This is a genomic window from Flavobacterium aquidurense (assembly GCF_001404985.1).
In the GTDB taxonomy this organism is placed as follows: domain Bacteria; phylum Bacteroidota; class Bacteroidia; order Flavobacteriales; family Flavobacteriaceae; genus Flavobacterium; species Flavobacterium aquidurense_B.
Genome location: NZ_JRLF01000014.1, coordinates 155,608 through 172,577 on the forward strand (window position 1 = coordinate 155,608; position 16,970 = coordinate 172,577).

General features: G+C 32.5%; 15 protein-coding genes. 8 read left to right on the top strand and 7 right to left on the bottom strand.

The features are described from left to right. Window positions 1-50: 50 nt before the first annotated feature. Window positions 51-392, bottom strand: a complete 342-nt coding sequence (locus RC62_RS16180; protein WP_055097064.1) for a hypothetical protein — start codon at window positions 390-392, stop codon at window positions 51-53. A 233-nt stretch (window positions 393-625) separates the two neighbouring features. On the opposite strand from RC62_RS16180, the gene RC62_RS16185 reads away from it, so the two are divergent. From RC62_RS16185 to RC62_RS16210, 6 genes are all read left to right on the top strand, one after another. After that, window positions 626-1,060, top strand: coding sequence for a helix-turn-helix domain-containing protein (locus RC62_RS16185; RefSeq protein ID WP_055097066.1), 435 nt, complete (start codon window positions 626-628; stop codon window positions 1,058-1,060). Between the two features lie 149 nt (window positions 1,061-1,209). After that, entirely contained in the window at window positions 1,210-1,938 is a 729-nt protein-coding gene (locus tag RC62_RS16190; RefSeq protein WP_055097068.1) for a hypothetical protein, read from the top strand. After that, complete coding sequence (locus tag RC62_RS16195) at window positions 1,922-2,704, top strand: toxin-antitoxin system YwqK family antitoxin (RefSeq protein WP_055097070.1); 783 nt, start codon at window positions 1,922-1,924, stop codon at window positions 2,702-2,704. The genes RC62_RS16190 and RC62_RS16195 overlap by 17 nt, the downstream gene beginning before the upstream one ends. Window positions 2,705-2,711: 7 nt before the next feature. Next, window positions 2,712-3,491: a hypothetical protein gene (locus tag RC62_RS16200; protein ID WP_055097072.1), complete on the top strand. Its 780-nt coding sequence runs from the start codon at window positions 2,712-2,714 to the stop codon at window positions 3,489-3,491. Window positions 3,492-3,513: 22 nt separating this feature from the next. Further along, window positions 3,514-4,299: a hypothetical protein gene (locus RC62_RS16205; protein ID WP_157472549.1), complete on the top strand. Its 786-nt coding sequence runs from the start codon at window positions 3,514-3,516 to the stop codon at window positions 4,297-4,299. Window positions 4,300-4,359: 60 nt separating this feature from the next. Then, window positions 4,360-5,025: a hypothetical protein gene (locus tag RC62_RS16210; RefSeq protein WP_055097077.1), complete on the top strand. Its 666-nt coding sequence runs from the start codon at window positions 4,360-4,362 to the stop codon at window positions 5,023-5,025. Window positions 5,026-5,129: 104 nt separating this feature from the next. On the opposite strand, the gene RC62_RS16215 is transcribed toward RC62_RS16210, so the two are convergent. After that, window positions 5,130-5,711: an outer membrane beta-barrel protein gene (locus RC62_RS16215; protein WP_055097078.1), complete on the bottom strand. Its 582-nt coding sequence runs from the start codon at window positions 5,709-5,711 to the stop codon at window positions 5,130-5,132. 146 nt (window positions 5,712-5,857) lie between these two features. Between RC62_RS16215 and gldA the strand changes: the two genes are divergently transcribed. Both gldA and RC62_RS16225 read left to right on the top strand, forming a co-directional pair. Continuing rightward, window positions 5,858-6,754 (top strand): gliding motility-associated ABC transporter ATP-binding subunit GldA, encoded by an 897-nt coding sequence (gene gldA / locus RC62_RS16220; RefSeq protein ID WP_055097080.1) that lies wholly within the window; start codon window positions 5,858-5,860, stop codon window positions 6,752-6,754. A 485-nt stretch (window positions 6,755-7,239) separates the two neighbouring features. Then, window positions 7,240-9,363 carry an outer membrane beta-barrel family protein gene (locus tag RC62_RS16225; RefSeq protein WP_055097082.1) on the top strand — a complete coding sequence of 708 codons (2,124 nt, stop codon included), beginning with the start codon at window positions 7,240-7,242 and terminating at the stop codon, window positions 9,361-9,363. 111 nt (window positions 9,364-9,474) lie between these two features. On the opposite strand, the gene RC62_RS16230 is transcribed toward RC62_RS16225, so the two are convergent. The 5 genes from RC62_RS16230 to metH form a co-directional block, all read right to left on the bottom strand. After that, the gene (locus RC62_RS16230; protein WP_055097084.1) at window positions 9,475-10,884 is read right to left on the bottom strand and encodes a pyridoxal phosphate-dependent decarboxylase family protein; all 1,410 of its coding nucleotides are present in this window, start codon (window positions 10,882-10,884) and stop codon (window positions 9,475-9,477) included. A 122-nt stretch (window positions 10,885-11,006) separates the two neighbouring features. Then, window positions 11,007-12,230, bottom strand: a complete 1,224-nt coding sequence (locus tag RC62_RS16235) for a dicarboxylate/amino acid:cation symporter (RefSeq protein ID WP_055097087.1) — start codon at window positions 12,228-12,230, stop codon at window positions 11,007-11,009. Between the two features lie 95 nt (window positions 12,231-12,325). After that, complete coding sequence (locus RC62_RS16240) at window positions 12,326-12,979, bottom strand: class I SAM-dependent methyltransferase (protein ID WP_055097089.1); 654 nt, start codon at window positions 12,977-12,979, stop codon at window positions 12,326-12,328. Window positions 12,980-13,214: 235 nt separating this feature from the next. Then, window positions 13,215-14,171, bottom strand: coding sequence for a methylenetetrahydrofolate reductase [NAD(P)H] (gene metF / locus RC62_RS16245; RefSeq protein ID WP_055097091.1), 957 nt, complete (start codon window positions 14,169-14,171; stop codon window positions 13,215-13,217). Between the two features lie 78 nt (window positions 14,172-14,249). Continuing rightward, the gene (gene metH, locus RC62_RS16250) at window positions 14,250-16,925 is read right to left on the bottom strand and encodes a methionine synthase (protein ID WP_055097092.1); all 2,676 of its coding nucleotides are present in this window, start codon (window positions 16,923-16,925) and stop codon (window positions 14,250-14,252) included. Window positions 16,926-16,970: the final 45 nt, after the last annotated feature.

Here is a 16,970-nt window from a genome sequence, read left to right on the forward strand (position 1 = left end):
GGAGAAATTTTGTTTTCAAAACGCTTTAAAAAAGAAAATAAAATAATCTGTCACGTTGCCTCAACAGGATTTTGCGAATCTGTAATAAGCAATTGATTTATTTTACTTAACAGCTCAAATTCATCCAAAGGAAAAATTTCAAGTATCATTTCTAAAATAAGAGATACATTAACAGGACTTTTGTTTGTATCTAAAATTTTGTGTTTATCCTGATCCAGCGTCAAGACACACATTTTTAGCATATTGGTTATAACGCAGCCAAGCTCATAATAATCCAGCATTTTTATTTGAGCCGTATACAATTCTGATTTATTATCCGGTTTTAAAGTGTTGAAATACGGAGCAATTATTTTTTTGAGATTCTCGTTTTGTTTGATTTCATGTATTCCCATAATTATTCTGTTTTTTTTGATTTGTGTTATTAACTTAAATGTTCGACTATTGTAATCGTTTACAGAATATCTCTTTTTTACTTATTCTGTACTAAAAATCGTACTTTTGTTTACGACCGCAATTAACCTATAGATAATTGTAGTAGCAAACCAAAAGTGATTGTATTTCACAATTGACGATTGTATTTCACAAACCAGAAAACTTTTACAGAATTTTTAAATATCTTTGACTTATGAACACTACAGCAAAACCCAAACACATTGGCAGAAATATTAGCCGAATAAGAGAGCTTCGAGGTATGAAACAAGAAGCACTTGCCATTGCAATTGGTGTAAGCCAGCAATATGTTTCTAGTATTGAGGGAAGCGAAAATGTTGATGAAGAAAAACTAAATGCAATTGCTGAAGTTTTAGGTGTTTCTGCCGAAGCAATTAAAAATTATAGTGACGAGGGAGTTATTAATTATTTTAATACTTTCACTGAAAATGATTTCAGTAATATTCAAGGTGCTATTGTTGGAAACGTTAATACATGTACATTCAATCCTTTAGACAAATTAATCGAAGCTTACGAAGAAAACAAAAAGCTTTACGAACGTTTGCTTCAGGCAGATAAAGATAAAATTGAATATTTAGAAAATTTCATAAAAGAAAAATACCCTTTATAAGATATATATTAATTACAAAAAAGAGACTTTAGGGTCTCTTTTTTGTTTTAAAGTCAATTATGTTAATATATTAGATAACATTGCGTAAGAATTATTTTATATTTATTATTGCTAAAAATAAGTAATAACCTATAAAATATATATACGCCATGTTTGACAATTTTAATGATTTTACCAATTATAGTACTTTTACGAAAGATGACGATTTGGGACAATATACATCCTATGCAGCTTATAACAGAGATTTATTGCGAGTAGTCGATTTTTACGGACGAACTCCGTTTGATTGGTACCGAAATAAAATAACCGGACAAATAATCTGGCTTGATGGAAAAGCTGAAATTAATCACTATTCTAATTTAGGGCATATTTGGGGAAAAACATTTCCTAATAATGACAGAATTTTGTTAGATGGAAATACCAAAAAAATATATTTCAACAACGAGGTCATTTATGATTTTAGTCCAAAAAAATCGTTTTTTTCAACCTTAGGAATAGCATTTTCTGATGGTTCAAATAGTCAAAATCCAGGCGCATTGCCCAGAGGAGGAAGAAATGTTACCTGGATTGATTTTGGAGGTTTATTGGAAGCACTCACAACTATATTTGCATTTGAAGTAAGAGGCAATAAACCAAAAGGAAAAGGAACAAATGGCGGAAAACCGACACAGGAAGACAAAGTTGATGATTTTATAAATGCTAATGATTTTGGAGCTAATGGAATAAAAGCAGTTAAAGAAACTTTAGACAAACAAAAAGCTAAAGAAAATAATGCAAATAGTACTAAATCTAATAAAAATATAAGAACAACTTGGTATGATAAAAGTGGAAAAGAAATTAGAACAGAGGTTAAAATACACGATGACAAAAAAAAATAAAATTTTAACAATTATATTTTTTTCAATTCTATTAGGAATCGTCGTACTCTATTTCTGGTCTAGTACTGAAAAAAAATATGTTTTACGTGAGTATTATCCAAACAGAAAACAAGCTTCAGAATATGAATACGTCATTAAAGATGTTGATACTATTTTGCATGGTAAATTTATCCGCTATAATAAAGAAGGAAATAAAATAGCGGAAGGGAATTTTGTGAATGGAGAACCAACCGGAAAAAGCATTTATTATTTTGATAATGGTACAATAGAATCAATATTTTATCGTAAAAACAGTAAAATTATACAGGAAATTACTGAAAACTATCCATCAGGAAAAATTATGCAATACACACTATATGATTATTTAGGCTTGTCAGCGTTTATTGCCGGTTTTGACAAACAAGGAAATATTGATAATTATGAAGGTTATCCAATAATGGAAACATATCAATATAGAATCGCAAACAAAAAGAGATTTAAAACAAAAATTGAGCAATATCTTAAAGTTGGAGACACCTTAAAACAGCAATATTTAGTAGCAAATATTCCTAATACTAAACGTAGTCTTAAAATTGAAAATTTAGATATAGACAATACAAAAGCTAAACGAACATTCAAAAAAACGTCTCAAACAGGTATTGAAGTAAAAGAAATATTAATTAAAAAAGGAATTAATAAAATTAGAGCTGTTGTGAAGTATGAATTTAATGATAAAAACAAAACAGTTATTAATGATACGATTTCTTTTAAGGTTAAAGTGAATTAGCTAGGAAATGAATAGAAAATACAAAATAATCTTACTATTAGCTATTATAGTAATTAGTTGGGTATTGGTGTGTTTTTATTTTAAGAATGAAAAAGTATATACTTTGAAAGAATATGATCCCAATACAAAACAAATAGACATTTCTGAATATGTTATCAGAAGTGGAGACACTATTTTTGAGGGTAAGTTTACTCAATATAATAAAAAAGGAAATAAAATAGCGGAAGGTAATTTTGTGAATGGACACATAAAAGGAAAAAGCATTTATTACTTTGATAATGGTATTATAGAATCAATTCATTATAGAAAAAATAGTACGATTACAGAAGAAAGCATTTATAATTATCCAAATGGCATGGTTAAAAAATACCTAATGTACGATGATTTTGGAATACTTGATTTCTTAATTCGTTATGATGAACTTGGAAATGTAAAAAGCTATGAAGGTTTGCCATTAATAGAAATTTATCAATATAAAATCGCAAACCCAGAAGAATTTAAAAGAAAAATTGAGCAGTATCTTAAAATTGGAGACACCTTAAAACAGCAATATTTAGTAGCAAATATTCCTAATGCTAAACGTAGTATTAAAATTGAAAATTTAGATATAGACAATACAAAAGCTAAACGAACATTCAAAAAAACATCTCAAACAGGTATTGAAATAAAAGAATTATTAATCAAAAAAGGAATTAATACAATAAGAGCTGTTGTTAGGTATGAGTTTAATGATAAAGACAAAACAGTTATTAATGATACGATTTCTTTTAAGGTTGACGTGAATTAAAATTATTTAGCTAGAAAAGAGAATGAATAGAAAACACAAAATAATATTAATATTAACTATTATAGTAATTAGTTGGGTATTAGTGTTTTTTTGTTTCATATATGGAAGAGTGCAGGTTTTAAAAAGATATAATACCGAAACAAAAGAGACCACAACACTTGAATATATAATTAGAAATGGTGATACTATTGCACATGGTAAGCTTGCACGTTATAATAAAGAAGGAAAAAAAGTAAAAGATGCTAATTTTATTAATGGTGAGATTAGTGGTGAGGTTATTAATTATTTTGATACTGGTGTTATAAAATCAATGTACTATTATAAGCTTGATAATAATAGAATTCCTGATGAAAATATAGAGAACTTTCCATCAGGAAAAATTATGAGCTATACATTATATGATGATTTAGGTATATCAGCTTTTACAATTTATTTTGATGAAAAAGGCAGTGTAAAAAATTACGATGGTTATCCAATATTAGAAATTCATCAATATAAAATAGAAAATAAAGAAAAATTTAAAACCAAAACAAATCGACATCTTAAAGTTGGAGATACTGTAAAATATCAATTTTTAATAGCCAGCATCCCAAATGTCAAACGCGACATTACAATAGAAAATTTAGATGTAGATAATTTAACAGCTAAACGAACATTTAAACAAATGTCTCGAGTAAGTTTTGATGTAGAAGAAATATTGACAGAAAAAGGAATTAATACAATAAGAGCTGTTGTGAAGTATGAATTTAATAATAAAGAAAAAAAAGTTATTAATGCAATGATTTTTTTTAAGGTCGAAGTGAATTAACCATAACTGTACAATCAATATAGAAGAAAAACAAACATTTATGAATCTCAACAGAAAATTATGAAAAAGAAAAATATAATAATAGTGACTGCTATACTTACTTTGATTGCCGTGTTTTTTTATTTTAAAAATGAAAAAGCTAATACATTAAAAGAATATTCGTCGAATATACAAAAAGAGAAGTCTCAGTATGGTATTAAAAAGGGAGATTCAGTTTCTAATAGCAAATTAACTCCTGATAGTGAGCAGGTAAATGAAGGTATTGAAGAAAAAATTGAGAATTTCCCGTCAGGAAAAATTATGCGCTATACATCATACGACGATTCAGGCAAGCAAGCTTATACTATTCTTTTTGATGAAAAGGGGAATATAGAAAACTTTAAAGGCCTGCCATTAAGAGAAACGTATCAAAATAAGATGGCAGAAAAAAGAAGACTTAAACAAACTGTCAATCAAAATCTAAAAGTGGGAGATACCCTAAAATATCACTATTTAATAGCAAATATACCTAATTCTAAACGTAATTTTAAGATTGAAAATATAGGTGTAGACAATACAAAAGCCAAACGAACATTACAAAAAGTATCTAAGACAGGTATTGATGTAAAAGAAGTATTAACCAAAAAGGGAATTAATACGATCAAAGCAGTTCTTACTTATGAATTTAATGATAAAGAAAAAAACTCTTATACTTATACAGAAATTTTTGAGATCATTGTGTATTAAACAAGAATCATATTACCCCGCTTTTATTAAAGTATTCAGTACTAAAAACAAAAAAAGCATCAGCCGCGGCTGATGCTTTTCTGAAATTGAATATAAAACTAAGATTAGAAGTTTTTAGAAATTCCAATGTTAAGTGTTTGTCCAAAATTGAAGTAGAATTTACTGTAATCAGCACCGTTATTATCATAACTTAATGTTTCGTATCCTAAACCACCAATACTGAAGTTAAGACCAAAACCTTTTTTCATGTTGATAAAAAGAGCCGGAGTTACACCAATATACATACCATCTGCTGTAGATTTTGCATAAGCATTTCCAGGACCGTATTCTTTGTATTTTTGGTTTTGAAAACCTACACCCATATCAGCAAAAACTGCAAAAGTCTGGCTCAATGGCACAGAGTAACGTGCAAATGCTCCTAATTTGAATGCATTAGTTTTTTCTTCGATAGTTCCGTTATCTTGATTAGAAGATGCTACTGTAAATTCACCACCAATAGTCCAGTTATCAGTAAATTGGTAACCAACTTTAGGAGAAAAGCTAAAAGTATTTGTTTTTTCTTCGTTAAATCTGAACTCAGATTTTTCAGAAGTAAATGCGATGTTACCACCAACTAAGATTGTTCCTTTTTGTGCATTTGCAAAGCCAAAAGTAGCTAAAGCAAGAATAAGTAAAATTTTTTTCATTATAAATTATTTTTTTAATTTAATACTCCTTTAACAATAACGGTGCCGTAGGTGTTGGTCTTTAAGTTTTTTTTATGATTTCTTTAAAAGATAAAAATGTAGCAATCGAGCGTATTTCTGTTTACTTTTGTAGCAAATAAATATTCATGTCGATAGAAGTAAACAACATATCAAAAAGTTACGGAACTCAAAAAGCTCTAAATTCAATTTCTTTCTCTATACAAAAAGGAGAAATCGTTGGATTTCTTGGTCCAAATGGAGCAGGAAAATCTACTTTAATGAAAATTTTGACCACCTATTTATTGGCAGATAACGGCTCAGCCCTTGTAAATGGTCACGATGTCATGACAAATGCAAAAGCAGTTCAGCAATCTATTGGATATTTACCGGAGCATAATCCATTGTATCTGGATTTGTATGTTCGTGAGTATTTGGCTTTTAATGCCGATGTTTATAAAGTTGCCAAATCAAGAATTGAAGAAGTTATTCAACTGACAGGACTGACACCGGAAAGTCATAAAAAAATTGGGCAACTCTCTAAAGGATATCGCCAGCGTGTGGGACTTGCGAATGCTTTATTGCATAATCCGGATGTTTTAATTCTGGATGAGCCAACTACCGGATTGGACCCGAACCAGTTAATGGAAATACGTAATGTTATTAAAAATGTAGGGAAAGATAAAACCGTTTTTTTATCGACTCACATTATGCAGGAAGTTGAAGCAATTTGTGATCGTGTCATAATTATTGACAAAGGACAAATTGTTGCTGATAAAAAATTAGATCATTTAGTATCCGGAGACAAAGAACAAGTAATCGAGGTAGAATTTGACTATCAGATTCAAGAACAACTTTTAGCAAAGCTTGAAAATATTACCTCATATAAAAATATCCACGATATGACCTGGGAATTAACTTTTGTTGCAGATAAAGATATGCGTCCGGCTATTTTTGATTTTGCCAACGAAAACGGTTTAAAAACATTACAGCTCAATCAAAAGAATAAAAATCTGGAAGCAGTATTTAGAGAAATTACTAAATAGGTTACAGTTTTCAGTCTCAGTCTCAGTTTATATAAAAAAGCCAATTCTTTAAAAAATAAAAAGAATTGGCTTTTTTATGGTATATATTATTTGTTGTGTCTAATCTCCGGGTGCATAAACCTTATATTTTTAGGGCTTTTATCTTAAAACTCTTCCTTCTATTTATAATTTCTGATTTTTTGCAAAATCAGAAATTACTAGTTATCAAATTATTACATTTTTAGTTTACAAATTTTAACTATTTTTATTTAGACTTGATATAAATAGTGTTATATTTGAAAACTGAAACTTCAAATACCATGTAATGTTTTCCGCACTCAGCTCAATCAAAATCTATATTTTTAAGTTATTAAGCCGTTTTTTGCATCTTCGAAAAACACTTTCTGATAAACTGGAAAGTATTGTTTTAAAATAAAAAAACTTCTTAAATCAATTCCATTCTATATTAAACCTCCTACTCCAACAAAAAATCAACTCCAGATATCATGAAGAATTTTATAACATCTATTATGCTCGCATTTTCGGTCTACGGATATTCGCAGACAGAAAAAGAAACCGACAGTATTGTCGAAACTTCTATAAATGTTTTAGATGAAATAGTAATCACAAAAAAGAAAGTTTTATACACTCAAAAATCAGACAGATTAGTTTTTAATGTCGAAAATAGTATTGTTTCTGAAGGCGGAACTGCATTAGATGTTTTATCCCGCGCTCCCGGTGTTGTAGTATCTCAGGATGGCGAATTGTCTATTAGAGGACAGCAAGGAGTTGGTGTAATGATAAATGGCAAACTAACACAACTTTCTCAAAAGGAACTGGCAAATTATTTAAAATCGACAACCTCATCTAATATCAAACAAATAGAAGTAATTACCAATCCTTCGTCTAAATATGATGCGACCGGAAAAGCCGGAATTATTAATATTGTTTTAAAAAAGCCAAATGCAGGCGGGCTTAAAGGAACTGTATTTACGAATTATGGGCGAGGCCGAAAAAACAGAACAAACTCAGGTGTAAATTTAAGCTACAATAAAGAGAAATTAGGCGTTTACGGAAACTATAGCTATACTTTTAGAGGCGAAGAAGAACGTAAAGAATTCGACCAAAATCAATATACGGATGCAATACGCCAGACCATTTCGACAAAAAACCATCAAACGGCAACTACAGATGAACCATTGACATCTAACAATTTTAAAATAGGAACAACTTATGAGGTTTCTCCCAAAACAAATTTAGAAGTTTATGTTGATGCAAAAATTGGTCGCTATCAAAATATCGCCAACGGTAAAAATACATTGCTCAATGCCTTAGATCAGGTACAATTTGATGCTTTGACGTATAATGACAGCAAAGAAAAATGGAATGATTATACGTATGCTTTTTCAGGAGTTCATAAATTTAATACCGAAGGAAAAAATATGTCTTTTGATTTTGAATATGAAACGTCAAAATTCAGATCGAATCAATTTCAGAATGCTAAAAACATAGATCCGGAAAGCACCGCTGCCATTAATGACAGAAGAGGTTTTATCCCGTCTCAATTGAAAGTTTTTACAGGAAAAGTTGATTTTACAAATCCGCTAAACGAAAAACAATCTATAGAATGGGGATTCAAAGCCAGTCTAAAAAATAATGATAATCCATCAGTTTACGAATACAACGAGAATAATCAGTGGATTGTCGATAGTAATTCGACGAATCATTTTGAGTACAAAGAGCAAATTTATGCGGCTTACGTCAACTATAAATATCAACTGGAAAAATTAAATATTCAGGGTGGTTTACGATCAGAATATACTGCCATAAATATTTTGCAGAAAACCTTAAATGAAGAGCACAAAGACGATTATTTAAAATGGTTTCCAAGTGTTTCAATGAAATATGAATTGAGCAGTAATCATTCCTTACACGCATCATACAGTAAAAGAATTAACAGACCAAGTCAGTTCGATTTAAATCCGTTTCGCTTTTACGATGATTCGTTTAATTATTCTCAGGGAAATCCAAATTTAGTTCCTGAAATCACACATTCAGCGGAAATTGGATACGCCTGGAAAAGTGCTTTTATGGCGTCATTATATTTTAGCAAAACCAAAGATGTTTTTACTGAAGTTTACCTCTATAATCCAGATAATAATACAACAGTCACTTCACAAATCAATGTTGACAAATCATATAATTATGGTGCTAATATTACCAATACAGCCGAAATTTATAAATGGTGGTCTGTAAATACGCTTTTTAATATATTCGAAAATAAATTCATGGGGAATGTTGTAAATACTGATACAATTGATCCTATTGTGACTTTAAATCTAAGCGTTCAAAACTCATTTACTATTACAGAAAGCTGGAAAGCCGAAGCAAATGCGCAATATCAATCGAAATCAAATCTGGGTATTTATGAAAGAGATCCTTTCTTTGATTTTAGTATCGGAATATCTAAACAGGTTCTTTCTAAGAAAGGCAATATCAAACTTAATATTACAGACATTTTTAATACCAATAATTTTCACATCAATTCAGTTTTAGCCCAAACAAATATCAATAAAAGATATGATCTTGATAACCGAATTGCCACAATAGCTTTTACGTATAGGATATAATATTTGGATCTTTAGTTTCCTTGTTTTTTGTTTTTTTTTGATGGAAAAGAGTCTGTTTGTAGTTAGCAGACTCTTTCTGCTTTTATTTAAAGTACAGCACAAAAATATTGATTACAAATCCAGATCTGAAAGTGTTTTTATTAATTCTTCGATAATTATTTTAATATCTTTTTCAGTTGTTCTCCAATTGACAAATGAAGCCCTGATCCCTTTTCTATTTTGATACACAGTTGGCGTCATAAATACTTTTCCTTTATCATTTAAGTGAGTTAAAAACGCAGAAACTTTTTCCTGATTGTGATCTCCTTTCAAAGTAAAACAAACATTATTGAGACGAATTGGAGCCAAAAGTTCAAAATTATCATTTTCGATAAGTGCGTTTGCAAAATGTAAAGCCAGTGCGGCACTATTTTCTATAATATCCTGAAAACCTTGTTTTCCATAAGCGACTAAAGAAAACCAAACTGGTAAAGCTCTTAAACGGCGCGAGTTCTCAGGCAACACATTCAGGTAATTAAAATTATCCAGCGGATTTCCTAAATACGGCGCATTAGAATTCTGAAAAGTTTCTATTTGAAGATTCATATGCTCTTTTTTAATTAAATAAAAAGCACTTTCATAAGGAACATTCAGCCATTTATGACAATCAATTGTAATACTATCTGCTCCTTCCCAACCTTCGGTAAGGTGTTTAAATTTATCCGAAACAGCAGCAAAACCACCAAAAGCAGCATCAATGTGCCACCAGAATTTATGCTTTTCTTTAAGTTTTGAAATGGCTTCAAAATCATCAAAATCTGCTGTATTCACAGTTCCGGCGCTTGAAATAAGGATAAAAGGTTTTCCGTTTAAATTTTGAATATGCTGTTCTAAATCAGCAATATCAATTGCTTCACGATTGCCTTCTATGGTTTTAATTGTGGTGTAATTATTACTGCCTACACCTAACATTGATAGTGTTTTTATCGAAGATGAATGTGGTGTTGCAGTTAGGATATTTATCGTTTCTGAGATCCCGTTTTTAGCAAAGTCTTTGCCTGATTGAGCGCCAAACCATTGTCTTGCCACACCTAAACAAGTAAAATTAGACATTGTTGCTCCGGTTACAAATCCACCTGAAAATGACTTAGGCAAGTTTAGTAATTGCAACAACAAATTGATCGTTTCAAATTCTATTAAAGCAGAAACTCCTCCCTGTGCTTTTACAGCTTGTGTGTTTTGATCATAAACAGTTGTGAGCCAATCTCCAACAATTGAAGCAGGTGTAGAACCTCCGGTTACAAATCCCAAATATCTTGGCCCTGGAGAAGCAACCATCAAAGGTGCTAATCTCTCATTAAATTCTTTTAAAGCAGCTAATGATCCTAAACCTAATTCGCTTAAATCTCGGGTTGGATCGATTGTATTTTTATTTGAAGTTGGAATATTTTCAAGATTATGCAGAAAATCTATTCCTTGTTGTTTTACCTTGTTAAGTATGTTTTCGATATCATTAAGATCGTGTTGAAGTATTGAATTCATTATATATTACTTAGATGCTTAGCCCAAATATCATCCCGTATTAAAAATAATACGCAGACTTTATAGATTAAGCTGATTAATACTGATTTAATTATAAAAAGATTTGCTTTGGAAGTTTTGTGTTACCACTTGGTTTTTTCAGAAAAACGAGAGACCATCATAGAACAAATCACATCACCGTTTGCATTTAATAAAGTAGCAATTGGATCAACAAGAGTTCCTAAGATCATGGCAACCGGCAAAGCTTGTTCCATTGGCAACCCATAAACGGTAATAGCCAAAACTTCTCCAATATATCCGCCATTTGGAATTCCGCCTTCAACAATCGAGACAATTACTGTAATTCCTAAAGCAAGAAGTATTGTCAACGGATCTGTAAAATCTTTTCCAAACATAGCAAAAAGAACGGTAATTTTTAAAATCGAAGACATACTCGAACCATCTTTATGTAAAGGTCCTCCAATTGGGATAACGAGATTCCTGACATGTTTTGGAATATTCATTTTTTCGGCAGCATCAAGATTTGCCGGAATTGTAGCAATACTGCTGCAGGTTCCTATCGCGGTTAAAGATGGCGTAATATTGTTACTCCAAAACACTACAAATGCTCTTTTGCCTCCTGCTAATAAAGCATATAAGCTAAAAAAAACAAAGAAATAAAAAGTACACGCAGCATAATAAACACCTAATGGTTTTGCATAAGCCCCAAACAATTGCGGGCCAAAAACTCCAACCTGATAAGCAAAATAAGCGCCCAGACCAATTGGTGCCAATTTCATAATCATAGTCAGAAGCTGCTTCATGACTTCGTTTCCGGAATCGAGAAAATTTCTAAAACCAGCTCCTTTTTCTCCAGATTGTAAACTGGCAAATCCTAGCAAAAACGAAAAGATTATAAGAGCTAACATACTCTTTCTGGACAATAATTCGAAAAAATCATTTACTGTAACCAATCTTGCTATTTGATCACCAATACTTCCGGATTGGATATTTTCTATAGGAACTTTAGAGACTATAATACTCTGATGAATTGGAAAGATATAAACCGCCACTATCATTACAATAGCCGAAATAAGAATTGTTCCTAAAAAAACGGCGAGCATAATTAGAAAAAGCTTTCCTAATTTTTCCGTTTTTTCTAAATTGGCAATAGACGAAGCAATCGTAAAAAAAATAAGCGGAATAATTGCTGTAAAAAGTAAGTTCAGGAAAATATCTCCAAGCGGTTTTATTACCTCAACATCTTTTCCGAAAACTAAACCCAAAATACTTCCAAGTATGATTCCGCCAAGAAGTAAAAGAATACTACTGTAACTTTTGAGAAAATTGATTTTTTTAACCTCCATAAATTTAAAGTATTACGATTCAAAAAAGAAAAATGAAATAAAAATCAATTAAAGTAGTCAAAAAAAGAACTCGAAATATAGAATACTTTCTTTTCTTATTTTTCTAAAACTAAAGTAGTAAAAGCTCTGTCGACCAATTCACCAGTCTTACTTTTTACTTTCTCTGTTAAAGTTTCTTTGTTGATTATTTTGAAAGCTGTTTTATGAACCAATTTTTCCGCTTTTTCAGTACTATAAAGATCAAATTCGAATTGAGTAAAAGGAAGCTGCTTCATAAAGCTTTTCTCAGCAAAAGTGATGCATAAAATTCCTTTTGGCTGTAAAACCCTGTAAATTTCCAAAAGTAATTTTTCAGGTTGCTGCCAGAAATAAATTGTATTTACGGTAAAGATCTTATTGAAAAATGCATCTGCAAACGGAATTATATTTCCGTCATAAACTGAAAAGAAAGCTTGTTTTTGGGAGACAAAATTCCTGTTGATCTGGCGTGCTTCCTGAAACATTAATTCAGACATTTCAAGTCCGTAATATTTAATATTTTCAGCCTGTTCAAAGATAAATTCTACATGTCCAGCATTTCCGTGACCTAATTCCAGAATTATATTTCCTGACTCTATATGTAGATTTTGAATCGAATGATGCGTCATATTGATGTTGGTTTCATTCATCATATTGCCCATTTCGATCCCTTTTTCTCCCGTAGGATGTTTCAACTGAGAAGCTATTGCTTGTAATTCTTCTTGTTTCATAATGGTAAATTTAAATAAAATTCCAAATTAAAAAATTCCAAATTCCAAACTGTTTGATCATTGCGAGGAACGAAGCAAAAGTATATTTTTACGTTTTTTTGTCATTCCCAGGAACGAGGAAGCTCCACAAGAAGCTCGACAAAGATTGTCCGCTTTTCTGTGCGGAGTTACTTGCGGAGATTCCTCGTTCCTCGGAATGACAAGACTGGGTTCAATGACTAAAACGAGTAAACTCTTAAAAAAGATGGCTCGCAATCTGGCGAATATTCTCAGATTTACCCATTGAATAATAATGTAAAACAGGAACTCCGGCAGCTTTTAATTCTAACGATTGCTGAATCGCCCATTCAATCCCCACTTGTCTTATTTCTGCATTATTCTTGCACGAATCTACCGCATGAATCAAATCTTCTGGCAAATCTATACGGAAAATTTGAGGTAAAACCTGTAAATGCCTTTGAACCGCGATTGGTTTAATTCCAGGAATAATAGGAATTGTGATTCCCATTTCTCTTGCCTTTTCTACAAAGTTGAAATATTTTGCATTGTCAAAAAACATCTGCGTTACCACATAATCAGCTCCCGCATCTACTTTTTCTTTCAGTCTTTTTAAGTCAGATTGTAATGATGGAGATTCTAAATGTTTCTCCGGATAACCGGCAACTCCTATACAAAAATTGGCTCTGTTATCAGCATCCATTACTTCATGAAGATATTTTCCCTGATTTAGTAAACTAATTTGTTTCACTAAATCAATCGCATAATCGTTTCCTCCGGCTTTTGGCATGAAATATTGTTCGTCTTTCATAGCGTCACCTCGTAAAGCCATCACATTGTCGATTCCCAAGTAGTTACAATCTACCAAAAGATATTCGGTTTCTTCTTTTGTAAATCCTCCGCAAAGTACGTGAGGCACGGTATCTACGTTGTATTTATGTTTTATAGAAGCGCAAATTCCAAGCGTTCCTGGACGCATACGAGTTAATTTTTTATCTAAAAGCCCGTTACCTTTGTCTATATAAATATACTCTTCGCGAGAAGTCGTTACATCAATAAACGGTGGTTTAAACTCCATCAACGGATCGATATTATCGTATAATTCCTGAATGCTTTTCCCCTTTTGAGGCGGAATAATTTCAAATGAGAATAATGTTTTTCCTTTGGCGTTTTCTATATGTTCTGTTACTTTCATTATTAAGTCTTAAAGTTGTAAAGTCGAAAGTCGAAAGTCTTTCCTTTCGGACTTTAAGACTTTTGACTTTTGACTAATTTAATCTGCTATATTAGGGTTTAACCATTTCATTGCGTAATCTGTTGGAACGTTTCTTCGTTTGGCGTAATCTACCACCTGATCTTCTTTTATTTTTCCGAGTCCGAAGTATTTACTTTTCGGGTTTCCGAAATAATATCCAGAAACCGATGAAGCCGGCCACATTGCCATGCTTTCCGTCAGGGTTACTCCAATTTCATCGGCCACGTTTAAGAGTTTCCAGATTGTTGGTTTCTCTAAGTGATCTGGACAAGCCGGATATCCTGGAGCAGGACGAATTCCTTTATAATTTTCTTCGATCAAATCTTCTGTCGAAAGCGATTCTTCAGCATCATAACCCCAGAAATCCTGACGCACTTTTTCGTGAAGATATTCGGCGAAAGCCTCAGCAAAACGATCGGCTAATGCTTTAACCATAATTGAATTATAATCATCCAAATCTTTTTCGAATTCGGCTGCCCATTCATCTACGCCAAAACCAGTTGTAACACAAAATGCTCCTATATAATCTGTAATTCCGCTATCTTTTGGCAAGATAAAATCAGATAAAGCGATATTTGGTGCCCCTTTTGTTTTTTGAGATTGCTGGCGAAGTGTTAAGAATTTCTCCAACACTTTTCCGTTTTCATCACGCAATTCAATATCGTCATCATCAATCTGGTTTGCCGGGAAAATCCCGTAAATACCTTTTGCTGATAATTTTTTCTCTGCCAAAATCACTTTCAGCATTTCCTGTGCATCTGCAAAAACCGAAGTCGCTTCTGTTCCCACAACCTCATCTGTTAAAATTGCCGGATATTTCCCGAACAATTCCCATGTTCTAAAAAATGGCGTCCAGTCGATATACGGAACCAAAACATCCAGTTCTACTTCGATGATTTGTTTGCCTATTACTTTTGGTTTGGTTGGCGTATATTCGTCCCAATCCAATTGTAATTTGTTTTTACGTGCTTGTTCGATTGTTAAAAAGTTTTTATCTCTAGAACGATTCAAAAACGTTTCTCTAAACGCATCATATTCTGCACGAATATCGCTTGCATATATTTTTCGGTTATGATCTAACAGGTTTCCTGCAACAGTAACGGCTCTAGAAGCATCGTTTACGTGAATTACAGTTTCTCTATATTGTGGCGCAATTTTCACGGCTGTATGCGCACGCGAAGTCGTTGCTCCACCAATCATAATAGGAATTTTGATTCCTTGTTTGTCTAATTCTTTGGCCAGATACACCATTTCGTCAAGCGAAGGTGTAATCAATCCGCTTAAACCAATAATATCTACATTGTGTTCAATCGCCGCAGCAATAATTTTTTCCGGAGGCACCATAACACCAAGATCTACAATCTCATAGTTATTACACGCCAAAACTACCGAAACGATGTTTTTACCAATATCATGAACATCACCTTTTACGGTTGCCATCAAAATTTTTCCGTTTCCTTGTTTGTCTCCCGCTTGTTTGCTTGCTTCGATATAAGGCAATAAATACGCAACGGCTTTTTTCATTACACGTGCTGATTTTACAACCTGAGGCAGGAACATTTTCCCGCTTCCGAATAAATCTCCAACGACATTCATTCCCGTCATCAAATTGATTTCGATAACTTCAATAGGTTTTGTTGCTGCCAAACGAGCTTCCTCAACATCTTCTTCAATAAAAGCGTCAACTCCTTTTACCAATGAATGCGTAATACGTTCCTGAACCGTTCCTAAACGCCATTCCTGAATCGCCTTTTCATCACTTTTTACTTCGCCTTTTACGTTCTCAGCAAAGTCCAAAAGTCTTTCTGTTGCGTCGTCGCGTCGGTCAAGAATTACATCTTCAACGTGTTCTAATAAATCTTTAGGGATATCATCATAAATCGAAAGCATTTCCGGATTTACGATTCCCATTGTCATTCCGTTCTTGATCGCATGGTATAAAAACACCGAGTGCATCGCTTCACGAACCGTATCATTTCCTCTAAAAGAGAATGAAACGTTACTCACACCACCACTAATATGCGCATGGGGCAAGTTATCACGAACCCATTTTGTACCTCTAAAAAAGTCCAAAGCATTTAAGCGATGTTCTTCCATTCCGGTTGCAACTGGGAAAATATTCAAATCGAAAATAATATCCTGTGGAGGAAAACCAACTTTGTTAACCAAAATATCATACGAACGCTGACAAATCTCTACTCTTCGGTCAAAATTATCGGCCTGACCTACTTCGTCAAAAGCCATAATAATAGCCGCAGCTCCGTAACGTTTGATTAATTTAGCATGGTGAATAAAGGCTTCTTCGCCTTCTTTCAACGAAATCGAGTTTACAACACTTTTTCCTTGTACTACTTTTAGACCTGCTTCAATGATTTCCCATTTCGAACTGTCGATCATAATCGGCACTCTCGAAATATCGGGTTCTGATGCAATTAAATTCAAAAATTTAGTCATTGCCTGAACCCCGTCAAGCATTCCCTCATCCATATTAATATCGATGATTTGCGCTCCTCCTTCTACCTGCTGTCTTGCAATATCAAGTGCCTCGTCATACTTCTCTTCCTTGATTAAGCGAAGGAATTTTCTTGAACCCGTAACATTCGTACGCTCTCCAATGTTTACAAAAACACTGTTAGGCGTAATAATCAACGGTTCTAATCCTGCTAATACAAGGTCTCTTCTATTTTCTGCCATTTTCTTTTTTCAATTTTCCAACGGAATAAATTCCGTTGCTACAAT